This window comes from Kribbella sp. DT2 (assembly GCF_049844575.1).
Classification (GTDB): domain Bacteria; phylum Actinomycetota; class Actinomycetes; order Propionibacteriales; family Kribbellaceae; genus Kribbella.
Map to the genome: position 1 here is coordinate 1,161,931 of NZ_JBNCLH010000001.1, position 26,135 is coordinate 1,188,065.

Here is a 26,135-nt window from a genome sequence, read left to right on the forward strand (position 1 = left end):
TCCGATGCCCCTGCCAGATCGCCTGGCATCTGTCCTGACCGAACCTCCGAAAGCGTTCTCGCCCGTTCCGATCTGGTGGTGGAGCGGGGAGAAGCTCGACCCGGCCCGGCTGCGCTGGCAGCTCGAGCGCTTCGTCGAGGGCGGGGTGCACCAACTCGTCGTCCTGAACCTCGCTCCGGCCGGTTCCGACCACGGGTGCGACGCCGACGATCCGCCGTTCCTGTCCGAGGCGTGGTGGGAGATCTTCCTCGGCGTCTGCGCGGACGCCGAGGAGCTCGGGGTCTCGCTGTGGTTCTACGACCAGCTCGGCTTCTCCGGCGCCGACCTGCAGGCCCGGCTGGTCGCCGGCAGTCCCTCGTACGCCGGACGCCGGTTGCACCGGGCAACGACCACCGGAACAGGCCGGCTGACCCTGACCTGTCCTTCGGGTGGTCGCCCGATCGCCGCCGTACTGGAGCCGCTCGACGGCGGCCCGAGCCAGCCGGTGACCGCCGCGGACGGTCAGGTCGAGTGCCAGGCGCCGATGGAGTCCCGGTTGTCCCTGTACTACGAGACGGATCACGGGTTCGACTACCTGAACGGTGAGGCATGCTCCGCGCTGCTGGACCAGGTGCACGGGGAGTTCGCCCGTCGTCTCGGTCCGTTGCTCGGCACGGTCGTGGTCGGGTCGTTCCAGGACGAACTGCCGTCGATGCCGACCTGGTCGGCCACGTTCGCCGACGAGTTCGTCAGTCGTTACGGCTACGACGTCCGCGATCGCCTGGCCGCGTTGTGGGGATCGGACCTGCAGGACGCGGACAAGGTACGACGCGACTACCACGCCCTGCGCGCCAAGCTGGCCGAAGAGGCGTTCTTCAAGCCCCTGTTCGACTGGCACGAGAAGTACGGGCTGACTGTCGGCTGCGACCAGCAGGACCCGGCACGCGCCGGCCTCCCCGTCGAAGGCGTCCAGCTGTACGCCGACTACGCGCGCACGCACCGCTGGTTCAGCGCACCCGGCTCCGACCACCACGGCGACGCCCGGTTCCACTCGTCGCTCGCACACCTCTACGACCGGCCGCGGACCTGGATCGAGGCGTTCCACTCGACCGGCTGGGGCGGGACGCTCGAGGAGACCTTCGACTGGTTGCTGCCCTGGCTGCGGACCGGCGCGACGCTCTACAACCCGCACGCGGTCTACTACACGACCCGCGCCGGGTGGTGGGAGTGGGCGCCGCCGTCGACCGACTGGCGGCAGCCGTACTGGCGTCACCACAAGCACTTCGCCGACGCGGTCGCCAGGTTGTGCGCCGCGCTGTCGATGGGCCGGCACGTCTGCGACGTCGCGGTGCTGTTCCCGAACGCGACGGCGCAGGCCGGGCTGACGATGGATGGGCCGGGCGCGGACGCCGTACGGGCTCAGGAGGTGTACCGGGAACTGATCGGCGACGCGACCTGGTTCGCGCCGAAGCTCGGCGTCCTGGACCGGGCGCGGCTGGATGCCGACGTGATCGACGACGACTCGCTGGCCGGCGCCGAGGTCGGTGTGGACGGGCGGTTGTTCATCGCCGACGAGCGGTACGCCGCCGTGGTGTTGCCAGCAGCAACGGTTCTCGAGGCGGCGGTGGCCGAGCGGCTCGACGAGTTCGTGCTCGCCGGCGGTCTGCTGGTTGCCGTCGGCGCTCTTCCGGAGCGGACGGTGGCCGGGAACGACAAGGCCGTCGAGCTGCTGCGGGAACGGTTCGATCTCGGCGAGGCGTTGCTGGTGGCGACCGCGGCCGAGGTCCCGGACGCGTTGGCGCGGTCGCCGCGCCGGGTCGAGGCGGAGGTGCCGACGCTCGTGCGTGAGGTGGACGACGCGCTGGTCGTGTTCGTCACCGCGACCGAGTGGAGCGCGACGCGGGTCGGTGACGGGCGCGCGGTCGAGCGCGGGATCAGCCACGACTGGGCGACGGTCGGCTACGACTTCGACTCCGATCGGTACCTGCGTGAGACCACGCTGCGAGTTCGTCACGTACCGGGGGCGCCGCTGCTGTGCTCGCCGTTCGGCGCCGAGCCCGAGCCGCTGCCTTTCCGGGTGGTCGGCGAGTTCACCGAGGTCATCGTGCCGTTCAGCGATGGTCCCGCGGCGCTGGTTGTCTTTGCTGAGGGCAACGAAATTGGAGAGCCGGCGCCAGCAGTCGAGTGGTCGGGGCAGGAGCTGGAGGGTGACTGGGACGCGACACTGATCCCGACGCTCGACAACTCCTGGGGTGACTTCGCCTGGCCTGCCGCGCCACAAGGCGACGAGGTCGTGGTGGAACGCTGGGGCCTCCAGCACCAGGTCGAAGGTGCCGAGGACTGGCAGCCGGCGCACGCGACGTTCGGCCCGCACGGGCTGATCGACGGCGTACCGGTCGAGTACTCCGAGCGCCTCGGCATTCACAAGGACCGGATCCACAAGGACTCGCTCGGCCCCAAGGGACACGTACCTGAGGAGTTCCTCGACTTCGGGGTGGTCGAGGCGGGCCGGACCGTGACTTTCCACGCGTCCTTCACAGTGCGGGATGAACTCGGCACCACCGTCGTCGTCGGGGCTCCCGCGGCGAAGGAGTTGCTGATCGACGGAGTGCCCGTCGCGATCGACGACGCGGGCGGGCACTTCGCCACCGCGGCTGCCCGTCTCTCCGCCGGGCAGCACGCGGTGGAGCTCCGGCTCACCCCTGACGACGAGCTGCATCTCCGGGCGAACGTGGCGTTCGTCCGCGACCTGGCGGCGTACCGGCGACCGGAGTGGATCGCGCCGGCCGAGCCGCCGTCGGCCGGTACGGCGATCCGGCTCAGCACCACCGTCGTACCGGCGGGGGAGTCGGAGCTGACGCTGACCGCGAGCGGTTCGGCGCGGGTGTTCGTCAACGGGGTCGAGGTCGGTCGGCAGGGTGGGTTCCTGCCGTACGAGCGGCCGACGCCGAGAGTTCGCCGGTACGACGTCGCCGCCGCGCTGCGGCCGGGTGAGAACGAGGTGACGATCGAGCTGAGTCAGTCGACGCCGATCCTCGTCGACGGCCTGGTCGTCTCGGACCACGACTGGATCGGGCAGATCGTCGGGGGCACTGGTGAGTTGAAGGTGGTCCGGCGTCGGCAGCGTCACCGGGCACTGGCCGACCTGTACCTGCACCGCCGCCCGCACCCGCTGCCCGCGGCGGCCTGGCTGGACGGCACGGACACCTCGGTGGTCGAGCCGATCACGTTCGCCGTACCGCGGACCGAACCGCAGCGCACCGAGTACCTGCGCTTCGATCTACCACCTGGCACCGTGCGGCTCGAGCTCGACCTGAACTGCCACGCAACGCTGAGCGTCGACGGCGCCGAGCTGGCCGCCGGGACAGGGCGCCTGGTCGCTGACATCCCCGCAGGGCCGGGGCACCTGGCGGGAGACATCGCGCCAGGCACCCGGACCGGGCAGCTGACGCTGCGGACCGAGCCGGGCTTCGAGGCCGGCGCCGCCCTCGCCGGACCGATCCGCGCGATCGTCGGACCCGGCCGGATCGGGCTGGGCGACTGGGAGGACCACGGCCTCGCGGAGTACAGCGGAGGAGTCCGCTACCGCCGCAAGATCACGGCAGTCGGTGCCACCCCGCCGGCCGCCGAAGAGGGCCGGGACGGCGAGACCCTGCAGGCTCCAGGACGCAGGCCCGGATCGGCCGTTCAGCTCGACCTGGGCCGGGTGCGGGGCACCGCCGAAGTCCTGGTCGACGGCCGGAGCGCCGGCGTGCGGTTCTGTGCGCCGTACGTCTTCGAGCTCACCGGGCTGACCGGTGAGCACACGCTCGACATCGAGGTCTTCGGCACCGCCGCGCCGTACCTGGACGCGGTCAGCCCGACCCACTTCGTCTTCGGGGGACAACGGACGTCAGGCCTGTTCGGGCCCGTCCGCGTGCGGCACCCAAAGGAGCGCTGATCAGATGACCGAAGATCTCAGACCCGCGGTGGGCGTGGCCCGCCGCCGATTCCTCACCCTGACCGGCGCCGCGACCGCGGTGGCGTTCGGGACCAACCTGCCGGGCACCGCTGTCGGCGTCGGTGTGTCCGGTGGACTCACCAGCAACCCGTTCACGCTCGGTGTCGCCTCCGGCGATCCGCTGCCCGACGCCGTGGTGATCTGGACCCGGCTGGCGCCGAAACCGTTCGAGCCGCTCGGCGGTGCGCCGTACAAGGAGGTCGGGGTCGACTGGCAGGTCGCGACCGACGAAGGGTTCCACCGGATCGTGCGGTCCGGCCGTGCGACGGCCCGGCCGGAGTTCGCGCACAGCGTGCACGTCGACGTACGGGGTCTGCAGCCCGGGCGGCACTACTGGTACCGCTTCCGCTGCGACGGCTACGTCAGCCAGACCGCCCGAACCCGTACGGCGAACGCACCCGGCCAGCGTGGCGGACGGCTCACCCTCGGCGTCAGTTCCTGCCAGGCGTGGACCGATGGCTACTACACCGCGCAGCGGCACCTCGCGTCCGAGGACCTCGACGCCGTGGTCTTTCTCGGCGACTACATCTACGAGTTCGGCATCGCGGCGAACGGCGGACTGCGCAACGTCACCGATCCGGTGCCGAGCCAGTTCCGCACCGAGGCGGACACGCTCGACCGGTACCGCCTGCAGTACGCGCTCTACAAGGCCGATCCCGATCTCCAGGCGGCGCACCTGCACGCGCCGTGGATCACCACCTGGGACGACCACGAGGTCCAGGACAACTACGCCGGCGAGGTCTCCAAGACCAACGCCCCGATCGAGGACTTCCTCGTACGCCGGGCGAACGCGTACCGCGCGTACTGGGAGCACCTCCCGCTCCGCGGGCCGGCTCCGCAAGGCCCGAACTACATGCTCTACCGGCGGTTCGACTTCGGGCGGCTGGCCCGGCTGACAGTGATGGACACCAGGCAGTACCGATCCGACCAAGCCGCTGGTGACGGCTGGAAGGCGGACTCCGAGGCCCGGCGCGACCCGGCCCGGTCGATGGCAGGCCGGCAGCAGGTCAAGTGGGCCCTGGACGGGCTGAACCGGTCCCCGGCGCAGTGGAACATCCTGGCCAACCAGGTGATCCTCAGCCGGATGGATCTCGACCCGACCGCGGGCGACCTCTACAACATGGACGCGTGGGACGGGTACGGCGCCGAGCAGAAGGTGCTGCTCGACGGGCTCGCGGTCAACCGGCACCGCAACCCGGTGGTGCTCACCGGGGACGTGCACGCGGGCTACGCGATGGACATGAAGCGGAACTACGCCGATCCGTCCTCACAGACGTTCGGGGTGGAGCTGGTGCCGACGTCGTTCACCAGCGGCGGCAACGGCGTACCGGTGTCGGTGAACGGGCAGAAGTTCCTGGACGGCAACCCGCACCTGAAGTTCGTGGACGAACGGCGTGGCTACTCGGTGCTGCGCTTCGACGAGAAGGAGCTGCGGGTGGACAACAAGGTCGTGCCCTACATCGACAGACCCGGTGCCCCGATCTCCACGGTGCGCTCGTTCGTGGTGGAGGCCGGCAACCCCGGCCTGAACACGGTCGGCCAGGAGGTGACGGTCCGATGAGGCTCGGTCCGACGAAGGTCAGGGCGATGATCGCGGCCGGTGCTCTGCTGGCCGGCCTGGTGGCAGCCGGCCCGGCGGTGGCCGAGGGCGCGACGCACCGCGGGCTGAGTCTCGGCAGCGACGTGGCGAGCGTGACGGTGTCGCCGGTGCCGTGCGCGAAGCAGACCTTCGAGCTGCGCTTCGGCAACACCGGGAAGACCGCCGTGTACGCCGACGCGTTCATCACGGCGCCCGCGCCGCTGACCGTGTCCCGGCAGATCGTGTCGAGCTACCTGCCGCCGGGGTACACGCTCAAGGTGCCGGTCGACGTGACCGCACCCAAAGGCGCCGCGCCGGGCAAGTACACGGTGCAGGTGACGGCAGGTGACCAGAAGCTCAGCCTGCCGGTCGAGATCGGCCCGCCGCCGGTCGACACCACCGGCAACCTCGCGCGCTACGTACCGGTCACTGCTTCCACCGAGCACGTTCCTGTCTACCCGGCCTGTGGTGCTGTCGACGGCGACCACGACCAGGAGCACTGGGGAATCAGTACGGGCTGGAACGACGCGAGCAAGGGCACGTTCCCGGACTGGCTGCAGGTCACCTTCGACAAGCCTGAACAGGTCGGCCGGGCCGAGCTCTACACGCTCGACTCGAAGAAGTACCCGGCCGCGGGCTACGGGCTGAAGGACTGGGACGTCCAGGCGCAGGTCGGTGGTAGCTGGCAGACCGTCGCGGAGGTCCGCGACAACAAGGCCGGTCTGACCAGCACCACCTTCACCCCCGTCACGGCGACCGCCGTACGGATCCTCTGCCTGGCGAGCAACGAGGGGCTGACCTACTCGCGCATCGTGGAGCTGGAGCTCTATGCGAGCTAGTACACCTCGATCCGGTCGACGCTGACCTGGGTGCTGGTGGAGGCCGGGTTCTTCTCGCCGGTGACGCGGATCTTCAGGGTGTGCGCGCCGGCGGGAAGCGTCGGGCTGACGTACGTGAGCTGCTCGCCGACGCGGATCGAGCTGTAGTAGTCGACGCGCTGCTCGGGACCGCCGTCGATCGAGATGGCAGCGATGCCGTTGCCGACGTCGACGACGCTGAGTAGCGCGACCTTCGTGCCGGTGAAGCGCACCGTGGCGGAGGCGTTCGCGACGCCGGTCCAGTGGTCGTTGCCCCAGAAGCACTGGTTGCCGCAGCCGGAGCCGGAGCTCCACGTTCCGGCGTACTCGACCTGGTTCTGGCCGGTGCCGACGTCGGTGTCGTTGATCACCGACGTCGGCGCGCCGGGATCGCCCGAGGGCAGTTGCTGGGTCGCGCCGGCGGCGAGCGGGCTGCCGAGGTTCGGCGAGCCGTCGGCGTTCCAGGTGATCTTCTGCACCCGCGCGGTGCGGAACGAGTACGTGTTGATGCTGGTGTTCTTGCCGTGGTAGGCGATCCAGTCCTCGGTGCCGTCGGGCGAGGTGAAGAAGGAGTGGTGGCCGGGACCCCAGACGCCGTTCGCGTCGTTGCGGGAGAAGATCGGGCCCGGGTGCTGCACCCAGTTCGCCGCGACCATCGGGTCGGCGCCGTTCGCGATGCTCTTCATCCACAGCTGGTAGTCGGGTTTGCCGGTGTCGCAGGAGGAGTAGGTGAGCCAGGTCCGGCCGTTGCGGTACAGCGGTGTCGGGCCCTCGCGGACCTCGGTGCAGCCGCCGTCGGCGGGGATCGCGACCCGGTTGCCGGTCGCCGTCCACGGGTTGCTCATCCGGACGATGTAGAGCTGGGCCGGTCCACCCTGGCCGCGGCCCGGGCCGGTCCAGACGAAGTACTGCTGACCGTTGTGGGTGATCGGCTCGCCGTCGATCGCGTACTCGCCGAAGTCCGCGATCTTCGCCTTGAACGTGTACGGGCCGAGCGGGTCGTCGCCGGCCGACTCGAGCACGTACATCCGGTGGTTCGCGTCGACGCCGTCCGAGGCGGTGTAGTAGATGTACCAGCGGTTCCCGACGTGCCGGAAGGCCGGCGCCCACATCTGGGTGTTCCGGCTCGGGTCGCTGTCGCGGAAGACGACTTTCTCCGGCGCGACCAGCAGGTTGGCCAGGGTCGGCGACGACCAGATGCCGATGTGGTCGCCGGTCGTGGTGGCGACGTGGTACTGGCCGTTGGCGTGGATCAGCGACGGGTCGGCCCCGCGGTTGACCGGGTTGCGGAAGGTCTGTGCCATCACTTTCTCCGTGCCGGCAGGGGATTCGGGCACTTCGGCACCGGCGGCCGGTACGGCGGCGGCGGTCAGCAGGAGGGCGGTCAGGCCGGACAGTACAAGGTGGGCGATCCTCATGAGCCATTGTTACAACGTTGGAACTCCGAGGGCCAGCCTTCACGCCCAGATCGAAGAGCGGTTACTCTCCGCAGGCAGTGGGCCGCTGCGGCGCGGCCGGTGTGTTCGCCGCCCAGAAACGGTTGCGCAGGGCAAGCATCGTCTGGCTGAGCAGCTCCGCGCGGGGGCCGACCAGCTCGTCGTCGAGCAGCTGGGTGCCGCCGGACATCTCGAACTCGCGGGCGCTGGTCGTGACCAGGTTGAGCAGCTCGGTGTTGCTGCGCAGGGTCAGTCGCTGCAGGGCGATCCGGTGCGCGGCGCCGCCGCGCAGGCCGAGCAGCAACCGCTCGGCGAGCAGGATCTCGGCCCACGCGTCAGCGAGCTGCTGGGACAGTCCGCCCGCGCCGAGCCACGGCTGGACCGCCGGGTCGAGTCGCTGCCGGTAGCCCGCGAGCCAGGGCGAGCAGTCGGCCTCGATCGCGGCCGTCGTGAAGTACGCCGGAGTGGAGCCGTCGCCGACCATCGCCCGCAGCATCGCGACCTTGTCCCGCACGCCGGCGAACCGTGGCGTCCCGGCGAACAGGTCCAGGTCGTACTCGACCAGGATCCCCAGGCTGCGCAGCACCTGGACGGCGAGCACGAGCTCCCGGACCTGCGCCGGGTCGCCGGCGACGCCGTTGAGGTTGACCTCGGTGAGGAACAGCCCGCTGTCGCGGAGCTGCTGGAAGTTGGCCGCCGACACGTCGGCCGCCGTACAGGTTGTGCTCCAGAGGACCTGGCCGAGCAGGCCGTCGGCCGTGAGCTGGGCGACGGCGTCGGTGCCGAACGGGCGACCGGCACGTGCTCGTGCGCAGCGGAGCTTCAGCAGAGTTGCGCCGCTGGGCCGGCTGGTGAACCGGTGCGGCAGGACAACGCTCTGATCAGTATCCATGGTCCCCCCACGACGCCGATCGACTGAGATCAAGGTCCGTCGGTCCGGCGGGGAAGTCAACCCTCCGTGACTCCGGCTGCTGTGCGTGACGATTCGTGGCTGTCGGCAACGACACTCAGAGTGGCGGTTCGTCACTACCTGTTGGGGTGTCCGAAAGGGGCCCTGAGCCATAAACTTTACGAAGATTTAGGCGTGACGTTCGGTCGACGAGGTCGTTGAGGAGTCAGACACTTCTCGCCGATGAGTCTCCTGGGGAATCCGGAAGGGCCGCCCGTGCATCGATTCAACTCACCACCCAGCTGGCCCGAGCCGCCGAGTGACACCTGGCGTCCGCCGGTCGGCTGGGAACCCGACCCGGAGTGGCCGGACGCACCGGCCGGCTGGGGTTTCTGGACCAACCGGAACGGCCGGCCCGCGAGTGGCCCGATCGGCGCCTTCGGTGCGGTCGACGCCGGACGCCTCGAGGTCGCCACCGCGCACCCGTCGTTGCTCCTGATGCACAGCTAGGACAGCTCTTACCGCTCCTTGGTGTTATGTTACCAACGTAACTAACACCGGGAGGGCGAACTGTGGTGACCCATGGGGCGTGGATCGGCGTCGACCTCGGTACGCAGAGCGTGCGCGCCGTGCTGGTCGCGGCGACGGGTGAGGTCCTGGCCCGGGCAGCGCGCCCACTGACCAGCCGTCGCGGCAAGGTCTGGCACGAGCAGGACCCGCAGGAGTGGATCAGCACCGTCGAGCAGGTCCTCGCGGAGGTCTCTCCGTACGGCGAGGTCGAGGGCCTCGCGATCTGCTCCACCTCCGGCACCGTCCTGCTGACGGACCGCACCGGCCGTCCCGCCTCGCCGGCTCTCATGTACGACGACGCCCGAGCGGCCCACTTCCTGCCGCGCATCGTCGCCGCCGACCCCGAGCGCTGGGGCTCGGCGATGCAGCCGACCTGGGCCCTGCCGAAGATCCTCTGGCTCGACCCCGACGAGGACCAGCTGATCGCGCACAGCGCCGACGTGGTCGCCGCCCACCTGGCGGGCCATCCGGTCGCCACCGACACCAGCCACGCCTTGAAAACGGGCTACGACCTCGCCGGTGTGGAACGGGGTGCCCCCGGGGCCGACGGCGCTGGCGCGCCCGGCAGCTGGCCGGAGGCCGCGTTCGAGCGGCTCGGGCTGTCCGTTGGCGCCTTGCCCGAGGTAGTTCTCCCTGGCACGACCATCGGGACTGTCTCAGCCGCAACTGCCCAGGTCACCGGGGTCCCTGCCGGGACGCCGATCGTCGCGGGCATGACCGACGGCTGCGCGTCGCAGATCGCGGCCGGCGCACTCACCCCGGGCGCCTGGAACTCCGTGCTCGGGACGACGCTCGTCCTCAAGGGCGTCACCAAGGACCTCATCAACGACCCCACCGGCGCCGTCTACAGCCACCGCCATCCCGACGGCGACGGCTGGCTGCCCGGTGGGGCGTCGAACACCGGCGCCGGCGCGCTCACCACGATGCTGCCCGGCGCGGACCTGGACGCGCTCGACCGCGCCGCGATCCAGCTCGGCGAACCGGTCGACGCCACGATCTACCCGCTCACCAAGCCCGGTGAACGGTTCCCGTTCGTCGCGCCCGACGCGGCGGGTTTCGAGCTCGGCGCGGTCCGCGACGACCTGCACCGGTACGTCGGCGTGCTGCAAGGCGTCGCGTTCATCGAGCGGCTCGCCTTCGAGCACCTGACCAAGCTCGGCGCCGAGGCACCGCGATCGGTCGCGCTCACCGGCGGCGCGGTCCGCAGCGAGCACTGGAACCAGCTGCGGGCCGACGTTCTCGGCGTACCGGTCGAACTGCCGGAGGCCGCCGACCCGGCGTACGGGATGGCTGTGCTGGCGGCGTCGGGGGACTCGTCGGTCGCCGAGACCGCGCGGCGGATGGTCCGGATCAGCCGCGTGATCGAGCCGCGGCCGAGCGAACGGCTCACCACCTTGTACGGCGAGTTCGTCGCCGAGCTGGACCGACGGGGGTACCTGCGATGAGAACGACGGTCGTCCTGGCGCGGCACGGCCGGACCGAGTGGCACCACGGGAACCGGTACACGGGCTCCACCGACCTGCCGATCGACTCGGTCGGACTCCAGCAGGCGGACCTCCTGAAGACCTGGGCCGAGGACTTCGCGCCGGACGCGCTCTGGTCGTCGCCGATGCTCCGGGCCCGGCAGACCGTCGCGCCGGCGGCCGCGGCGCTCGGGCTCGAACCGACGACCGACGCGCGGCTGCGCGAGGTCGACTTCGGATCGGCCGAGGGCAAGATGCTGAGCGAGCTGCCGCCGGCCGTCGCCGGCGCCTTCACGCTGGACCCGGTCGCGCATCCGTTCCCCGGTGGGGAGAACGTCGCGGACGCGGCCGAGCGGGTGCACCGCGGCTTCGCCGAGATCGTCCAGAAGCACGAGGGCGGCAAGGTGTTCGTCGTCGCGCACAACACGCTGATCCGGCTGCTGGTCTGCCGGGTGCTCGGCCTGCCGGTGCGGGACTACCGCAGACTGCTTCCGGCACTCGGTCCCGCGGCGCTGGTGCGTTTGCGGCAGCAGGACGGCACAGTGGGTCTCGAGGCCTTCAACGTCCCCGCAGTCCGAACGGAGATCCCCACATGACAGATGCCGACGACAGCACCGAGCTCAGCCGGCCGGCGCGCCGCCAGGCCGAGATCGCGGCGTACGTCGTGCAGCACGGCTCGGTGTCCGCGAACGACCTGGTCGAGGCGTTCGGGGTGAGCGTGATGACCGTGCACCGCGACCTCGACGAGCTGGAGCGGCAGGGGGTCGTGCGCAAGTACCGCGGTGGGGTGAGCGCGCAGCCGACCAGCGTGTTCGAGAGCAACGTCGCGTACCGGCTGACCACGGCCTCGGCCGAGAAGACGGCGATCGCCCGGCACGCCCGGACGATGATCGAGCCCGGCATGTCGGTGATGCTCGACGACTCGACCAGCGCGCTGGCGCTGGTCGAGCTGCTGGAGGACATCACTCCGTTGACCGTGGCAACGAACTTCCTGCCGGCGATCACCCGGCTGACGCAGTTGCGGGACGTCACCCTGCTGGCGCTCGGCGGGATCTACTCCGCGACCCACGACTCGTTCGGCGGCCTGCCGTGCGCGGAGGCGGTCGGCGCGCTGCACACCGACCTGCTGTTCTGCAGCGTCTCGGCGGTGTCGCCCACGCACGCCTACCACCAGGAGCAGGAGATCGTGCTGGTCAAGCAGGCGATGCTCCGGTCCGCCCGGACGAAGGTGCTGCTCGTCGACCACGGCAAGCTGCAGCGCACCGCGCTGCACCGGCTGGCACCGCTGACCGGCTTCGACGTGGTCGTCGTCGACGAGAAGACCCCCGAGGACCTGGTCCACGCCCTGCGCGACGAGGGCGCCACCGTCGAAGTAGCCCCCCTGTAGGAGACCGCCATGGACATCGGTGTCGACGTCGGAACGACAGTCACCAAGGCCGTCGCCTTCGACGACCACGGCCGGCAGGTGGCCGAGGCGTCCAGGCCGACCCGGCTGGTTCGTCCCGGACCCGGCCGGTTCGAGCACGACACCGACGAAATAGTTGCCTCGGTCAACGAGGTGATCGCCGAGCTCGCCAGTGAGGCTGATCTTGTCGCCATCACAGGACAAGGCGACGGGTTGTGGCTGGTCGACGAATCCGGGCGCCCGGTCAGGCCTGCCATCTCCTGGCTCGACGCTCGGAGCAGCTCGATCCTCGGTGAGTGGACCGAGAGCGGAGTTGCGGAGCGGGTCTTCCGGCGGTCGGGCAACAGGATGTTCCCCGGGGCCTCCGGTCCTCTGCTGGCCGCGGTGCTTGCTGAGGAACCCGAGACGCTCAGCAGGGCGGCCACGGCGGCGTACTGCAAGGACGTCGTCATGCAGCGGCTCACCGGCGTCCGGGCTACTGATGTGTCCGACGCGTCGGCGCCGTTCCTCGATCCCAGGACCGGCGAGTACGACGCGGAGGCGCTGGAGCTCTGCGGCCTGACGGACTGGCGCCACCTGCTCGCGCCGGTCGGCAAGCCGGAAGGCGAGCTGCAGGACGACAGCCTCGGCCTGGCCAAGGGGACCCGGGTTTCCTCCGGCCCGTACGACCTCCCGGCCTCGGCGATCGGTGCGGGCGTGACCGAGGTCGGCGATGCCCTGCTGACCGTCGGTACGACGCTGGCCTGTCAGGTGGTGACTCGGGATCTGCCGGTGGACGACGAACCGGCGGGCCTCTTCCTCGGCACCTGGACGCCCGGAGTCTGGCTGCGGGCGATGCCCGCGATGGTCGGGACGGCGGCGCTCGACCAGGTGCTGAAGCTTGTCGGCGCGACGACCACGCAGCTGCAGCAGCTCCTGACCGACAGCCGGCCGGGCGCCAACGGCGTGACCGTGCTGCCCTACCTCTCCGAGGCCGGCGAGCGCGCGCCGTTCGTCGACACCAACGCCCGCGGCACGTTCGACGGCATCTCGCTGTCGACCACCCAGGGCGATCTCCTCCGCGCGACCTGCGAGGGCATCGCGTACGCCGCCAGGCACTGCCTCGAAGCAGCGGGCTGGACCGGCAAGGTCACCGTCTGCGGCGGTGGCGCCCGTAGCAACGAGTGGACCCAGATCCTCGCCGACGTGCTCGACGCCCCGCTGCACACCACCGAGGCCTCCCAGGTCGCGGCCCGTGGTGCGGTGATCGCGGCCAAACGCACCCAGGGCGAGGTCGGCGACGAGTGGATCGCCGAGACCCGCCAGATCGATCCCGACCCGGCCCGCGCGGCCTTCTACGCCGAGGGCTACGCGCACTACCTGCGCCGGATCGAGTCCGCGCGCCCCCGCTGGGCCGACCCCGCACCGACCTACCAGCCGACGGCCTCCGGGACCTCCGCGTAACCGCCGCCGTCCGGACCACCGCCCGACGAATTCAGGAGTTCGATGAAAACCTTGCTGGCCGGCGACCACTTCGTCCGCAACGAGCTGCTCGCCGAGAAGCTGTCCGCGCTCCCTGGCGCGAGCTTCGAGTTCACCGAGCTCACTCTGCCGTGGCCGCTCACGCCGTACGGGCGGGTGGCCGAGGTGGACGAGGCGAGTGATGTCGAGGACGCGCTGATCGAGGTCCTGCCGGGGATCGAGCTGGTGGTGACGCAGATGGGCCCGTTCACCGAGCGGGTGCTGGAGGCGGCGCCCGACCTGCGGTTCCTGGTCTGCTGCCGTGGCGGCCCGGTCAACGTGAACGTGCCCGCGGCAACCAAGCGTGGCGTGCAGGTCGCCTCCACGCCCGGCCGCAACGCCGGCGCCGCCGCCGAGCACGCGATCGCGTTGATGATGGGGGCCCTGCGCAAGCTTCCCCAGCTGCAACGCACTCTCGAGCAGGGCGAGTGGCGCAGCGACCTCTACGCGTACGACGAGTGCGGCGGCGAGCTGGACGGCTCGACGGTCGGACTGATCGGGTACGGCGCGATCGGCAGCCGGGTGGCGCGCGTGATGCTTGCCTTCGGCGCCCATGTCCTGGTGGCCGACCCGATCCTCGACGCCACCGCGCCGCCGCAGGGCATCGAGGTGGTCGAGCTGGACGAGCTCCTCCGCAGGTCCGACGTGGTCAGCCTGCACGCCCGGCTGACCGACGACACCCGCAACATGATCGGTGCCGAGCAGATCGCCCGGATGCCGCGCGGCGCCGTACTGGTGAACTCTGCCCGCGGTGGCCTGCTCGACTACGACGCGACTGTTGACGCGCTCGAGTCCGGCCAGCTCGGCGCGGCCGCGTTCGACGTCTTCCCGGTCGAGCCCGTCCCCAAGGGTTCACGCTTGCTGACGGCACCCAACGTCGTCATGACGCCGCACCTGGCCGGTGCAACGCGCCAGACCGCCCACCGAGCTGCCGGCCTGGCTGCCAAGGCTGTTGCAGACTTCTTGACATGAAGCTGGTCTCCGGCAGCACCGGTACGGAGCTGCTGCTGCTCCTGATCGCGTTCGTCCTGTCGATGCTGATCGGCCTCGAACGGCAGTTGCAGCAGAAGAGCGCCGGCATGCGCACGCACACCCTGGTCGGCACCGGCGCCGCCCTGTTCACGCTCGTCTCCGGGTTCGGGTTCTCCACCGTCCTGGGGACGGACGTCAACCTGGACCCGTCCCGGATCGCCGCCCAGGTGGTCTCCGGCGTCGGCTTCCTCGGCGCCGGCGTGATCTTCATGCGCCGCGACGTCGTCCGCGGCCTGACCACCGCCGCGACGATCTGGATGACCGCTGCGATCGGAATGGCTTGTGGAGCAGGGATGCCGGTGCTCGCGGGCGCTGCGACCGTGCTGCACCTGGTCGCGGTCGGTGCCTTCGGCCACATCTCGCGCTTCCTGCCGTCGCCGGACCGCAACCGGACCGTCACCGTGCGGTACCTGGACGGTTCCGGCGTGCTGCGCTCGATCCTGTCCACCGCGACCGCGATGGGCTTCGAGGCATCGATCCTCGGCACCGACGTACGGCGTGAGGACGGCGTGCAGCAGGTCCGGGCCGCGATGCGGTTCCGCGGCCGTCCGCCGCTGCAGGACCTGGTGGTCGCGCTCGGAGAGGTGGAGGGTGTGACGGCGGTCAGACTGCGGGTTGACGAGGATTAGTGTGAATTCAGTGAGAAAATCACATCGTAGGACTGTTTGAACCCATCATTCGGTGATAATTTCACCGACATGTCCACTCCCGACCCGCGTGACCTGCTAGGCCTGGCAACCCGTCTGGCCCATGCGGCCGGTGCGGAGCTGCTGGCCCGGCAGGACGAGGTCTCGCTGGAGAGCGCACAGACCAAGAGTTCGGGCACCGACCCGGTCAGCGCCGCGGACAGGGCGTCCGAGCAACTCATAGTGGACGGTCTGCAGAGCGCGCGTCCAGGGGACGGCCTGCTCGGCGAGGAAGGCGCTCGCGAGAAGTCCACGACCGGCCTCACCTGGGTGATCGACCCGCTCGACGGCACGGTCAACTACCTGTACGGGCGACCGGACTGGTGCGTGAGCATCGCCGTCCAGGACACCCGTGGCGCGTTGGTCGGCGTCGTCCACCAGCCGACGACCGGGATCACCTGGTCGGCCGTGCGGGGTGGCGGAGCGTCGAGGGACGGCAGGTTCCTCCGGGTCCGCGACGGCCGCAAGCTGGCCGAGGCGCTGGTCGCCACCGGCTTCTCGTACCTGGCCGAGCGGCGCGCGGAGCAGGCCGAGTACCTGCGGCACCTGCTGCCCGCCGTACGGGATCTTCGGCGGGGTGGGTCGGCGGCGCTCGACCTGTGCTCGGTCGCCGACGGTACGGCGGACGCCTACTACGAGCACGTGATCCAGCCGTGGGACGTGGCGGCCGGTGGACTGATCGCCCGGGAAGCCGGGGCACGAACGATCGGGGGACCGGGAACGACGTTGCCGGGCGGGCTGCTCGCAGCGCCGCCCGAGCTGGCCGAAGCCTTGGCCGGTGTGCTGAGCAGGGTGAGGAGACGAGTGGCATGACAGTGGTGGACCTGCCTGCGCGGGCACATCCGGACGAGGGCGTGAAACCGCCCGGGACCGACGAACGACGACGGCGCAGACGCCGGGAGTACGGGCTGTTCGCGCTCCTGGTGGCGCCGAACCTCCTGGTGATCGCGGTCTTCGCGTACTGGCCGATCCTCTACAACGCGTTCCTCAGCCTGACCGACTGGAACATGATCGCGGCCCGGCCGACCTTCGTCGGCCTGGACAACTACGTGAACACGCTGACCGACCCCGCGTTCCACAAGACGCTGGGGATCACGGTGGCGTTCACCGGACTGATCGTGATCGGCAGCCTGATCATCGGCCTGGGGATGGCGGTGCTGTTCAACCAGCCGCTGAAGGGCCGCGGGCTGGTCCGGACGATCTCGTTCGCGCCGCACATCCTGTCCGGTGCCGCGGTCGCGACGATCTGGCTGTTCGTCTTCGACCCGGGCTACGGCCTGATGCGCGCGCTGATCGAGCCGCTCGGCGCCGAACCGCCGGACTGGATGAACAACTCCGACTGGGCGCTGCCCGGTCTCGTCATCGTCTACCTGTGGAAGAACGTCGGGTTCACCGCGCTGATCTACCTGGCCGGCCTGCAGGGACTGCCCAAGGAGCTCGACGAGGCGGCCGCGATCGACGGCGCCGGCACCTGGACGCGGTTCCGCGCGATCAAGCTGCCGCTGCTCGCGCCGGTCTCCTTCTTCCTGCTGATCACCACCGTGATCGGCACCTTCCAGGCCTTCGACGTGATCGCCGTGATGACCGGTGGCGGTCCGGGCGACGCCACCACGACGCTGAGCTGGTCGATCTACAACGAGGGCTTCCAGGCGTTCAACGCCGGCCGGGCCGCGACGTTGTCGATCATCATGTTCGTCATCCTGCTGGTGGTCACCACGATCCAGGCCCGCGTGATGGAAAGGCGGGTGCACTACCGATGAAGGTGCGTGCGGTCCAGTACGTCGTCCTGCTCGGCGTCGCGGCGATCTTCCTGGGACCCCTGTACTGGTTGATCTCCGCGGCGGTGAAACAGCCGGCCGAGATCTACCAGTGGCCGCCGGTCTGGTGGCCCGACGACTTCACCTGGGGCAACTTCAAGCTGGCGTGGGAGGCCGCGCCGTTCGACCGGTTCTTCATCAACTCCACGGTGATCACCGTCATCGGCACGATCCTCAAGGTGGCCAACGCCGTGCTGACGGCGTACGCGTTCGCCTACCTGCGGTTCCCGTTCAAGAAGGTGCTGTTCCTGCTGGTCCTCGGCGCGATGATGGTGCCGGGCCACGTGACGCTGCTGCCGAACTACCTGACGGTCGCGTCGCTGGGCTGGATCAACACCTACGCCGGGCTGATCATCCCCGGCATCGGGTCCGCGTTCGCGACGTTCCTGATGCGCCAGCACTTCCTGACGCTGCCCGGCGAGGTCACCGACGCGGCCGCGGTCGACGGCGCCGGTCACCTGCGCACGCTGTGGCGGGTCGTGCTGCCGATGTCGCGGCCGATGCTCGTCACCGTCGTGGTGATCACCGCGGTCGAGGAGTGGAACAACTTCGTCTGGCCGCTGATCGTCACCAACACCGCCAACATGCGCACGCTGCCGATCGGCCTGCTGATCCTGAAGGACGAGGAGGGGCTGGCGAACTGGGGAACGATCATGGCCGGCACGCTGCTCGTGCTCGCGCCGATGCTGCTGATCTTCCTGTTCGCCCAGCGCTACATCGTCGGCGGCATCACCCAAGGAGCGTTGAAGGGATGACCATGCGTCGCAGGGCCTTTCTCGGCCTGGCCGCCACCGCGTCGCTGGCCGGGTGCGGCTACCGGTCGGCGGACGCCGAGTACAAGCAGCCGGCCGGCGCCGTACCGAAGCAGTACGCCGGGCGGACGCGGGTCGTGTTCTGGTCGTCGTACGGGGGTGCGAACGGCAAGGCGGTCGACACACTCGTTGCCAAGTTCAACGAGTCGCAGAAGGACGTGTACGTCGAGGCGCAGTTCCAGGGCAGCTACGACGACGTCGCGCAGAAGGTCGCGGCCGGGCTGATCGCGCGGCAGACGCCCGACCTCGCCGTACTGTCCGACGTCACCTGGGAACGGTTCTTCCTCAACGACGCGCTGGAACCGCTGAACGGCTACTTCACCGACGGGTTCGGCCCGGCGGTCTTCCACCAGAAGCTGTTCAACGAGTACGTCGTGAAGGGGCAGAGCTGGTGCGTCCCGTTCGCCCGCAGCACGCCGATCCTCTACTACAACCGCGACGCCTTCGCGAAGGCCGGGCTGCCCGACCGGGCGCCGCGGACCTGGAGCGAGCTGCGCTCGTGGGGTGACACGCTCGCGAAGGTCGACGCCAACGGCCGGCCGATGCGGACGCTGGCGCTGGCCAAGGTGGACGGCGACTGGCAGTTCCAGGGCAACGTCTGGCAGTTCGGCGGCGCGTACTCCAACGGGCTCGACGTCGCGATCGACCAGGACGGCGCGGTCGCGGCCGGCGAGTTCCAGCGGCAGCTGATCCACGTCGACGGGCACGGCTACATGGCCAGCAGCCCGATGACGGACTTCGCCGGCGGGCTGGTCGCGATGTGCCAGGACTCCACCGGCGGCCTGAAGAGCGCGATGAGCAAGGCGAAGTTCAAGGTCGGCGCGGGGTTCATCCCGTCCGAGGTGGCCGCCGGTCTGGCGACCGGTGGTGGCGGGATCGGGATGTTCCGGAACGCCTCGCCCGAGCGCAAGCAGGCCGCCGCGAAGTTCCTGGAGTTCCTGGCGACGCCGGAGAACTCGGCCTGGTGGACCGCCCAGAGCGGGTACCTGCCGGTGGTCGACAAGGCCCGCGAGGATCCCACGCTGAAGAAGCTGGTCGCCGACGAGCCGAACTACGGGGTAGCGATCGCTCAGCTGGTGAACGCCCGTCCGCAGGACGCGATCCGGCTGTACGGGCGGAACGCGAACGTCGCGATCTACACCGGACTGCAGCAGATCTATGCCGACAACGCAGGCCCGAAGAAGGTGTTCGCGTCGGTCGCCCGGCGGCTCGAGGCGATCGGCGAGGAAGTGTCCCGGCTGTACGAGGAGAAGGTGCTGTGAGCAACCACCTGCCTGATGACCATCGGACTGTGAACTACCGCACTGTGAACTACCGGACCGTGAACTACCGGCGTGAGGGGGCGGTTCGGTGATCATCACCGGGCACCGGGGCTCGCTCGGACACGAACCGGAGAACACCCTGCGGTCGTTCCGGCGGGCGACGGCCGACGGGTGCGACGAGATCGAGCTGGACCTGCGGGTCACGGCCGACGGCGAGCTGGTGGTGCTGCACGACGCGACGGTCGACCGGACCACCAACGGGACCGGAGCGGTCGCGGAGCTGACCTTCGACGCGCTGCGCAAGCTCGACGCCGGGCTCGGCGAGCTCGTCCCGACCTGGGAGGAGACGGTCGACACCATCGGCGTCCGGATCCAGGCGGAGGTCAAGGCCGCCGCAGCGGTCCCGCTGCTGGTCGAGTCGATGCAGGCCGATCCCGGGCTGGCCGCGCGGACGATGGTGACGTCGTCGAGCGCCGAGATCCTGCTCGCCGTACGGCGAGCGATGCCGTCGGCAACGACCGGCCTGATCTTCGGCCGGACGCCGGATGTCGCCGACGTACTGGCCCTGACGCGGGCGGCCGAGGCCGGGTGGGCGCTCTGCGGGATCGCCGGGCTGTCCGTCGACGGGGTGGCCGAGCTGCACCGGGAGGGGCTCGAGGTCACCGCGTGGCCGGTGCCGGACGCCGACGTGTTCTCCCGGGCGGTCGAGCTGGGAGTGGACGGGATCACGACCGACTACCCGGAGCGACTGCAAAACCTCGGCTAGTGGGCTGGATCACACATTTCAACGTGCGGATTTGTTCTTTCGTGGAACAAAAATGTGTGATTGCCTTGAGTCATGAGCATCAGCATCGGTGTGGTCGGAGCCGGCCAGTTCGCCCCCTCGTTCCTGCGGTTGTGGACCGCGCACCCCGACGTCACGGAGGTCAGGCTGACCGACGTGGTGCCGGAGCGGACGGCCGCGATGGCCGAGAAGCAGGGCGTGAAGGTCACCCACTCGTCGTTCGAGGACATGCTCGACTCGGACGTCGACGCGGTCGCGATCTTCACCCAGCGGTGGCTGCACGGCGAGATGGCGATCAGGGCCCTCGAGGCCGGTAAGCACGTCTACTCGACGGTCCCGATGGCGATCGAGGCCGACCAGGTCGCGCGCATCATCGAGCTGGTGCGCGAGACCGGCCTCACCTACATGATGGGCGAGACCAGCTACTACTACCCGTCGTCGGTGTACTGCCGCGACCGGCTCGCCAAGGGCGACTTCGGCCGGGTCTTCTACTCCGAGGGCGACTACGTGCACGACATGGACCTCGGGTTCTACGCGGCGTACCAGTACTCCGGCGGCGAGGACTGGAAGAAGACCGCGTCGTTCCCGCCCATGCTCTACCCGACGCATGCCGTCGGCAACGTGCTGTCGGTGACCGGGCAGCACGCCACGCACGTGTCCTGCGTCGGCGTGAAGGACGACCGCGGCGACGGGGTGTTCGACAAGTCGGTCAGCCAGTTCGACAACGACTTCTCCAACGCGACCGCCCTGTTCACGCTCGCCGACGGCGGCGTGATGCGGACCAACGAGATGCGCCGCGTCGGCTACCCGTCGCACATCCGCGAGTCGCGGCTGCGCGTCTTCGGGACGGAGGGCAGCTTCGAGCAGCTCGCCACCACCACGGTCTGGCAGACCAAGGAGGGGGTCGAGGACATCAGCCAGCTGATGGAGACCAAGCCGAGCGGCAACGCCGAGGACCTCGACAACGTGGACCCGGCCCTGCGCGACGCGTTCCTGTCCGGCCTGTCGCCGGTGCACGACCGTTCGCGGCTGCCTGCCGAGTTCGCGGGCCTGCACAACGGGCACGAAGGTTCGCACCACTTCCTCGCCGACGACTTCGTCCGCGCGGTCGTCGACCAGAAGATCCCGCCGGTCAACGCCTGGGTCGCGGCCCGCTTCACGCTGCCCGGCATCTACGCACACCAGTCGGCGCTGCAGGGCGGCGTCCAGCTGCAGATCCCCGACCACGGCAACGCCCCGGCCTGATCACGCGGCCGCCCCGGGACACCACCGCGGGGCGGCCGCGCCATCATTTCCCAGACTCTCAGGCGGAGCCCAGGCCCGAGCCCAGCTCCGCCCCCGCGCTCCGCGCCCGCCTCCCGCCTCCCGCGGACCCACTGCCTCCCGCGCCGGTCGCCTCCCCGTCCGCCTGCCGTGCACCACGCCTGTCGGCCGCGCACCGCGCCGCGCCGGCGGGCTCCCGCGTCTCTCTCGCCTCGCGTCTGCCGCCTCCCGCGCCTGCCGCCTCCCGCCTCCCGCGCCTCCCGCGCACCGCGCCGCGGACCCACTGCCTCCCGCGCCGGTCGCCTCCCCGTCCGCCTGCCGTGCACCACGCCCGCCGGCCGCGCACCACGCCCGCCGGCCGCGCACCACGCCCGCCGGCCGCGCACCACGCCGCGCCGGCGGGCTCCCGCGTCTCTCTCGCCCCGCGTCTGCCGCCTCCCGCGCCTCCCGCCTCCCGCGCCTCCCGCGCACCGCGCCGTGGACCCACTGCCTCCCGCGCCGGTCGCCTCCCCGTCCGCCTGCCGTGCACCACGCCCGCCGGCCGCGCACCGCGCCGCGCCGGCGGGCTCCCGCGTCTCTCTCGCCCCGCGCCTGCCGCCTCCCGCGCCCGCCGCCTCCCGCCTCCCGCCTCCCGCGCACCGCGCCGCGCGCCCGGCGCTTCCCGGTTCCCGCCTCCCGCGCCGCGCCTCCCGCGCCCGCCGCCCGCGCACCGCGTCGCGGGCCCACTGCCTCCCGCGCCCGGCGCCTGCCGCCTCCCGCGCCTCCTGCGCACCGCGGCGCGCGCCCGGCGCTTCCCGCCTCCCGCCTCCCGCGCCGCGCCTCCCGCGCCCGCCGCCCGCGCACCGCGTCGCGGGCCCACTGCCTCCCGCGCCCCGTGCCTGCCGCCTCCCGCCTCCCGCGCCTCCTGGCGCACCGCGCCGCGCGCCCGGTGCTTCCCGGTTCCCGCGCCGCGCGCCTCCCGTGTACCGCGCCCGCCGCCCGCGCACCGCGTCGCGGGCCCACTGCCTCCCCGCGCCCCGCGCCTGTCGCCTCCCGCTTCCCCCGTCCGCCTGCCGTGCACCACGCCCGCCGGCCGCGCCCCGCGCCGGCGGCCTCCCGCGTCTCGCGCACCGCGCCCCGCCGCCTCCTGCGCCCCGCGCCGTGCGCCCGCCGCCTCCCGCGTCCCCGTGCTCTCACCTCTCCGTGTCCTCATTCCCGCTCCGGTGCCGCGCTCCGCCGCATTTCGGGGGTTCACCCTTCAACTGGTGGGTTCACTCCCTGCATGCGGGGTGTGAACCCACCAGCAAAGGCGTTAACCCTCCAACTGGCGGGCGGGCTGGCTGGCGCCGGACAGCCGGGTCGGGATGGGGATGGGCTGAGCGGGCGGGCGGCGCCGCGGATGGGCGGGGTGGCGCAGGGAAGGGGCTGGGCGGGGCGGCGCCGGGGAGGGGGAGCAGGCAGGGGCGGTGGTGGGCGGAGTCCAGTTGGAGACCAGGGCGACACCCCGGCCTGACTTTGGGTGCCGAGCGACAGGATGTCTCACCTTCGGGAGCGCTGCGCGGGCAAGCTCCAGGCGTGACCCGGTGCCCGGCTGCTCGGCGGGCCGGAGACCTCCTGTCGGTCGGGACCGGTCAGCCGTCCGGTGACTGTTGGTTCTTCACCAGGAGTCCTTGCGGGTGGTTGGCGGTTGACATAGGAACTACGTATGACCCTTCGCCGTACCGCCCTGTCCGGCTCCGCCCTGCTCGTGCTGTCCCTGGCCGTCGGTGGCCTGGGCGCCGCGGCCGCGCCGTCCTCTCATACGCCTGCTCATCTCCCGCTCGGACCAGCTGACCTGCCCGAGTCGCGGGTGAGCAGCACCCTGCAGCCCGGCGTGACGCTGACCAAGATCACCCGTGGTCAGACCGGCCCGGGCTCGACCTGGACCGTCGAGGTCGCGATCCCGTCCAGCTCGCCCGACCCCGACGCGCCGGCGACCGCGCTGTCCGACAAGGCCGGAGCCGACGTCGCCGCGGCGAAGCTCAAGGCGGCTGGGCTCGAGTCGCGGATCGAGGACGTACCGACCCCGAAGCTGGCCGACGCCGGGGGAGGCAACCTCGGCTGGCGCGTGCGGCTCGGCACGTTCGCGACCAAGGCCGAGGCGGACGCGCTGCGGACGAAGGTGATCGCGGCCGGGCTGAGCGGCTCGAGCATCTACACCGGCTGGGACGGCGAGCCCGACGACGTGAGCGGATCGACCGGGCCGTGGACGGTCCAGGTGCTGACGATCGACCCGAAGAAGTTCCGCGGCACGCTCGACGCGTCGTACGGGCTTGATCTGGAGGCGCGCGAGACGACCAGCACGCTGGCGACTCTGACCGGTGCGACGGCCGCGGTGAACGCCGGGTTCTTCGTGCTCGATCCGAAGGCGGGCGCGCCGGGTGATCCCGCCGGAGTTGCCGTGTACGACGGACGCCTGGTCAGCGAGCCGACAGCCGGCCGTCCCGCGCTGGTGCTCGGCTCCCGAGGGACGTCCGTCGAACGGTTCCGCTGGCACGGTGAAGTCCGTGGGCTCGGCCGCCCGCTGCCGCTCGACGGGCTCAACCGCGTCCCGGGGCTGATCCGCAACTGCGGCGGCACCAGCGACGACCTGCCGACGGCGAAGCCGCTGCACGACGTGACCTGCACGGACGCCGACGAGCTGATCGCGTACGACGCGTCGTACGGGGTGGCGACGCCGAGTGGTCTGGGCGCCGAGGTGATCGTGGACCGGCGCAGTGTGGTGACGGCGATCCGTCCGACGGCGCGCGGCGGTGCGATCCCCGAGGGCGGGCGGACCGTGCAGGCGACCGGCAAGCAGGTCGCCGGGTTGCTCGCGGCGGCGAAGGTCGGCAAGCGGCTGGAGATCAGGGCGGCGCTGACCGACCTACGGGGTCGTGACGTGCGGTTGTCGCCGAAGACGACGATCGTGAACGGTGGGCCTGAGCTGGTGCGCGACGGCCGGGTGACCGGGACGGTGAAAGCGGACGGGATGGCGCCGGACGACAACGTGAACTTCTACTACGGCTGGGTGCACAAGCGGAACCCGCGCACGATCGCCGGCGTCGACAACCAGGGTCGTTCGGTGCTGATCACCGCCGACGGCCGCGGTGTCGGCAGCCTCGGCCTGGGCATCGGCGAGGCGGCAGCGGTCGCCAAGTCCTTCGGCCTGCGCGAAGCCATCAACCTCGACGGTGGTGGCTCCACCACGATGGTTGCCAACGGCAAGGTGCTGAACACGCCGTCGGACGCGACCGGGGAGCGCCCGGTCGGCGACGCCTTGGTGATCACGCGCTAGAACAACCGAGGGCCGGGGCGGAGTTACCTCCGTCCCGGCCCCTCGTCAGTGGATCAGCTGTTCAGGTGCTTCAGGCTGGTCAGCTCGGCGAGGTCGAAGTCGCCCTTGGGGTTGCCGCGGAAGCCGTCGAAGACGTACGCCGGCTGAACGCGCTCGGCCTGCTCGTCGGACTCCGTGCGGGTGGTGGTGCCGTTGTGGTCGGCAACCTCTTCGGTCACCGTCTTCGCGGTCGACTGGCCGAAGTCACCGGCCAGCGCGAAGCCGTCGTACGAGTACGGGAAGGCCGAGTGCGCGACCGTCTTGCGGTCGGACAGGACCACGGTGTCATCACCGTCGGTGGCGAACAGGTCGTTGCGCTGGTCAACGAGACTGAGCGACGGGCGGCCGCTGATCGCGCCGGACTTCCCGGCGATCGCCTGGTGCGACGCCGACTCCTTGGTCACGGTCTTGCTGACGCTGCCGTGCTCGTTCTCGAACGCCTTGCTGTCGGACGTCTTCGAGGCCTGCGCCTGCGAGACGAAACCGCTGACGCCGTCGAAGTGGAACGGCGCGGCGAGCTTGCCCGTGGTCTTGCTGGTGCTGCCGGCAACGACCTTGTCGTCACCGTCGGTCGCGAAGAACCCGCCGCGACGGTCGGTCAGCACGGCCTTCGGGTCGGCGGTGAAACGACCGACGGCCAGGCCGGCGTCCGTGCTGGAGATCTGCTCCGACGAGTGCTCCTCGGTCCAGGTCCCGCGTTTGGTGGTGACGGTCTCCGCGCGGTGCGCGGTGGACGCCTCCTGGTGCGAGGTCTTCGCGGTCACGCCACCGAACGAGATCGGCGACGAGCCCTTCACGGTGCTGCCGGCCTTCGCGCCGACGACGCCCGCGCCGTCCTCGCCGAACCAGCCGGCGATCGACTTGTGGCTGTCGAACGAGCCCTGCGGGTTCACCTTCAGCTCACCGACACCGACCGACGTACCGGTCTTCGAAGCGTGCTCCTTGGACTGCTCCGAGGTGCTCGTGCCGTGCTTGCCCTTGACCACGGTCTTCTTCGAGGTGGCCGACCAGTCCTCGTGCTCGGTCGTCAGCTGCGCGCCGCCGATCGAGATCGGCGCCTTGATCGAGCCGCTGGTGTGCTGCTTGGCCGAGCCCTTCACGCTCTCGTCGGACTTGTGGCCGGAGGACTTCGTCACGCTCTTCAGGGTCGCGCTCGGGTCGATCGAGATCTTGCCGGTGCTCAGGCCGAGCGCGTCCTTGCGGCCGCTCGCCGACTCCTTGGTGGTGGTCGCCGTACCGTGCTTGCCGGTCTTGGTGACGGTCGAGCTGTGCTTCGACGACGACTCGCTCTGCAGACCGAGGCCGATCGAACCGATCTCGAGCGGGCTGGAGAGGGAGGCCGAGCCCGAGTTGTCGGCGTGGCCGGTCTCGGTGGAGGCCTGGGCCACGGCGGCACCGGCGATGAAGAGACCGCCCGCGACCGCGGCGGTGCTGAGGGATCGCTTGATCCACACGTTCATGGGTGAA

20 protein-coding genes are annotated in these 26,135 nt (G+C 70.7%); 17 read left to right on the top strand and 3 right to left on the bottom strand.

The features are described from left to right. The first annotated feature begins 4 nt into the window (after window positions 1-4). From ACLQ2O_RS05525 to ACLQ2O_RS05535, 3 genes are read left to right on the top strand one after another with little or no spacing between them, the layout of a single operon-like run. Entirely contained in the window at window positions 5-3,919 is a 3,915-nt protein-coding gene (locus tag ACLQ2O_RS05525; RefSeq protein ID WP_425827844.1) for a hypothetical protein, read from the top strand. Between the two features lie 4 nt (window positions 3,920-3,923). Continuing rightward, a complete protein-coding gene (locus tag ACLQ2O_RS05530) occupies window positions 3,924-5,540 on the top strand; it encodes an alkaline phosphatase D family protein (RefSeq protein ID WP_425827846.1) in 1,617 nt (538 codons plus the stop codon). After that, a complete protein-coding gene (locus ACLQ2O_RS05535) occupies window positions 5,537-6,397 on the top strand; it encodes a discoidin domain-containing protein (protein WP_425827848.1) in 861 nt (286 codons plus the stop codon). The genes ACLQ2O_RS05530 and ACLQ2O_RS05535 overlap by 4 nt, the downstream gene beginning before the upstream one ends. On the opposite strand, the gene ACLQ2O_RS05540 is transcribed toward ACLQ2O_RS05535, so the two are convergent. Both ACLQ2O_RS05540 and ACLQ2O_RS05545 read right to left on the bottom strand, forming a co-directional pair. Then, complete coding sequence (locus tag ACLQ2O_RS05540) at window positions 6,394-7,833, bottom strand: family 43 glycosylhydrolase (RefSeq protein WP_425827850.1); 1,440 nt, start codon at window positions 7,831-7,833, stop codon at window positions 6,394-6,396. The two genes, ACLQ2O_RS05535 and ACLQ2O_RS05540, sit on opposite strands and share 4 nt — an antisense overlap. Before the next feature lie 61 nt (window positions 7,834-7,894). Beyond that, entirely contained in the window at window positions 7,895-8,743 is an 849-nt protein-coding gene (locus ACLQ2O_RS05545; RefSeq protein ID WP_425827852.1) for a hypothetical protein, read from the bottom strand. Window positions 8,744-9,016: 273 nt separating this feature from the next. On the opposite strand from ACLQ2O_RS05545, the gene ACLQ2O_RS05550 reads away from it, so the two are divergent. From ACLQ2O_RS05550 to ACLQ2O_RS05615, 14 genes are all read left to right on the top strand, one after another. Continuing rightward, window positions 9,017-9,250, top strand: coding sequence for a hypothetical protein (locus tag ACLQ2O_RS05550; protein ID WP_425827854.1), 234 nt, complete (start codon window positions 9,017-9,019; stop codon window positions 9,248-9,250). Between the two features lie 62 nt (window positions 9,251-9,312). Then, on the top strand, window positions 9,313-10,755 hold the full coding sequence (locus ACLQ2O_RS05555) for an FGGY-family carbohydrate kinase (protein ID WP_425827856.1): 1,443 nt from the start codon (window positions 9,313-9,315) through the stop codon (window positions 10,753-10,755). Next, entirely contained in the window at window positions 10,752-11,369 is a 618-nt protein-coding gene (locus tag ACLQ2O_RS05560) for a histidine phosphatase family protein (protein ID WP_425827858.1), read from the top strand. Before ACLQ2O_RS05555 ends, ACLQ2O_RS05560 begins: the two co-directional genes overlap by 4 nt. Further along, window positions 11,366-12,160: a DeoR/GlpR family DNA-binding transcription regulator gene (locus ACLQ2O_RS05565; protein WP_425827860.1), complete on the top strand. Its 795-nt coding sequence runs from the start codon at window positions 11,366-11,368 to the stop codon at window positions 12,158-12,160. Before ACLQ2O_RS05560 ends, ACLQ2O_RS05565 begins: the two co-directional genes overlap by 4 nt. Before the next feature lie 9 nt (window positions 12,161-12,169). Continuing rightward, entirely contained in the window at window positions 12,170-13,621 is a 1,452-nt protein-coding gene (locus tag ACLQ2O_RS05570; protein WP_425827862.1) for an FGGY family carbohydrate kinase, read from the top strand. Window positions 13,622-13,663: 42 nt separating this feature from the next. Then, window positions 13,664-14,650, top strand: a complete 987-nt coding sequence (locus ACLQ2O_RS05575) for a 2-hydroxyacid dehydrogenase (protein ID WP_425827864.1) — start codon at window positions 13,664-13,666, stop codon at window positions 14,648-14,650. Next, window positions 14,647-15,339: an MgtC/SapB family protein gene (locus ACLQ2O_RS05580; RefSeq protein WP_425827866.1), complete on the top strand. Its 693-nt coding sequence runs from the start codon at window positions 14,647-14,649 to the stop codon at window positions 15,337-15,339. The genes ACLQ2O_RS05575 and ACLQ2O_RS05580 overlap by 4 nt, the downstream gene beginning before the upstream one ends. A gap of 69 nt (window positions 15,340-15,408) precedes the next feature. Then, the gene (locus ACLQ2O_RS05585; RefSeq protein ID WP_425827868.1) at window positions 15,409-16,209 is read left to right on the top strand and encodes an inositol monophosphatase family protein; all 801 of its coding nucleotides are present in this window, start codon (window positions 15,409-15,411) and stop codon (window positions 16,207-16,209) included. Continuing rightward, window positions 16,206-17,156 carry a carbohydrate ABC transporter permease gene (locus tag ACLQ2O_RS05590; RefSeq protein ID WP_425827870.1) on the top strand — a complete coding sequence of 317 codons (951 nt, stop codon included), beginning with the start codon at window positions 16,206-16,208 and terminating at the stop codon, window positions 17,154-17,156. The genes ACLQ2O_RS05585 and ACLQ2O_RS05590 overlap by 4 nt, the downstream gene beginning before the upstream one ends. After that, complete coding sequence (locus ACLQ2O_RS05595; RefSeq protein ID WP_425827872.1) at window positions 17,153-17,968, top strand: carbohydrate ABC transporter permease; 816 nt, start codon at window positions 17,153-17,155, stop codon at window positions 17,966-17,968. Before ACLQ2O_RS05590 ends, ACLQ2O_RS05595 begins: the two co-directional genes overlap by 4 nt. Then, on the top strand, window positions 17,965-19,287 hold the full coding sequence (locus ACLQ2O_RS05600) for an ABC transporter substrate-binding protein (RefSeq protein ID WP_425827874.1): 1,323 nt from the start codon (window positions 17,965-17,967) through the stop codon (window positions 19,285-19,287). Before ACLQ2O_RS05595 ends, ACLQ2O_RS05600 begins: the two co-directional genes overlap by 4 nt. A gap of 88 nt (window positions 19,288-19,375) precedes the next feature. Beyond that, window positions 19,376-20,053 carry a glycerophosphodiester phosphodiesterase gene (locus tag ACLQ2O_RS05605; protein ID WP_425827876.1) on the top strand — a complete coding sequence of 226 codons (678 nt, stop codon included), beginning with the start codon at window positions 19,376-19,378 and terminating at the stop codon, window positions 20,051-20,053. A gap of 72 nt (window positions 20,054-20,125) precedes the next feature. After that, complete coding sequence (locus ACLQ2O_RS05610) at window positions 20,126-21,316, top strand: Gfo/Idh/MocA family protein (protein ID WP_425827878.1); 1,191 nt, start codon at window positions 20,126-20,128, stop codon at window positions 21,314-21,316. A 1,702-nt stretch (window positions 21,317-23,018) separates the two neighbouring features. Then, window positions 23,019-24,629 carry a phosphodiester glycosidase family protein gene (locus ACLQ2O_RS05615; protein WP_425827880.1) on the top strand — a complete coding sequence of 537 codons (1,611 nt, stop codon included), beginning with the start codon at window positions 23,019-23,021 and terminating at the stop codon, window positions 24,627-24,629. 53 nt (window positions 24,630-24,682) lie between these two features. Here ACLQ2O_RS05615 and ACLQ2O_RS05620 read toward each other — a convergent pair whose 3' ends face one another. After that, entirely contained in the window at window positions 24,683-26,128 is a 1,446-nt protein-coding gene (locus ACLQ2O_RS05620) for a hypothetical protein (protein ID WP_425827882.1), read from the bottom strand. Window positions 26,129-26,135: the final 7 nt, after the last annotated feature.

Coding starts and splice junctions, on each gene's coding strand:
- ACLQ2O_RS05525 (WP_425827844.1), top strand. CDS start 5: ATGCCCCTGCCAGATCGCCTGGCATCTGTCCTGACCGAACCTCCGAAA.
- ACLQ2O_RS05530 (WP_425827846.1), top strand. CDS start 3,924: ATGACCGAAGATCTCAGACCCGCGGTGGGCGTGGCCCGCCGCCGATTC.
- ACLQ2O_RS05535 (WP_425827848.1), top strand. CDS start 5,537: ATGAGGCTCGGTCCGACGAAGGTCAGGGCGATGATCGCGGCCGGTGCT.
- ACLQ2O_RS05540 (WP_425827850.1), bottom strand. CDS start 7,833: ATGAGGATCGCCCACCTTGTACTGTCCGGCCTGACCGCCCTCCTGCTG.
- ACLQ2O_RS05545 (WP_425827852.1), bottom strand. CDS start 8,743: ATGGATACTGATCAGAGCGTTGTCCTGCCGCACCGGTTCACCAGCCGG.
- ACLQ2O_RS05560 (WP_425827858.1), top strand. CDS start 10,752: ATGAGAACGACGGTCGTCCTGGCGCGGCACGGCCGGACCGAGTGGCAC.
- ACLQ2O_RS05565 (WP_425827860.1), top strand. CDS start 11,366: ATGACAGATGCCGACGACAGCACCGAGCTCAGCCGGCCGGCGCGCCGC.
- ACLQ2O_RS05570 (WP_425827862.1), top strand. CDS start 12,170: ATGGACATCGGTGTCGACGTCGGAACGACAGTCACCAAGGCCGTCGCC.
- ACLQ2O_RS05575 (WP_425827864.1), top strand. CDS start 13,664: ATGAAAACCTTGCTGGCCGGCGACCACTTCGTCCGCAACGAGCTGCTC.
- ACLQ2O_RS05580 (WP_425827866.1), top strand. CDS start 14,647: ATGAAGCTGGTCTCCGGCAGCACCGGTACGGAGCTGCTGCTGCTCCTG.
- ACLQ2O_RS05585 (WP_425827868.1), top strand. CDS start 15,409: ATGTCCACTCCCGACCCGCGTGACCTGCTAGGCCTGGCAACCCGTCTG.
- ACLQ2O_RS05590 (WP_425827870.1), top strand. CDS start 16,206: ATGACAGTGGTGGACCTGCCTGCGCGGGCACATCCGGACGAGGGCGTG.
- ACLQ2O_RS05595 (WP_425827872.1), top strand. CDS start 17,153: ATGAAGGTGCGTGCGGTCCAGTACGTCGTCCTGCTCGGCGTCGCGGCG.
- ACLQ2O_RS05600 (WP_425827874.1), top strand. CDS start 17,965: ATGACCATGCGTCGCAGGGCCTTTCTCGGCCTGGCCGCCACCGCGTCG.
- ACLQ2O_RS05610 (WP_425827878.1), top strand. CDS start 20,126: ATGAGCATCAGCATCGGTGTGGTCGGAGCCGGCCAGTTCGCCCCCTCG.
- ACLQ2O_RS05615 (WP_425827880.1), top strand. CDS start 23,019: ATGACCCTTCGCCGTACCGCCCTGTCCGGCTCCGCCCTGCTCGTGCTG.
- ACLQ2O_RS05620 (WP_425827882.1), bottom strand. CDS start 26,128: ATGAACGTGTGGATCAAGCGATCCCTCAGCACCGCCGCGGTCGCGGGC.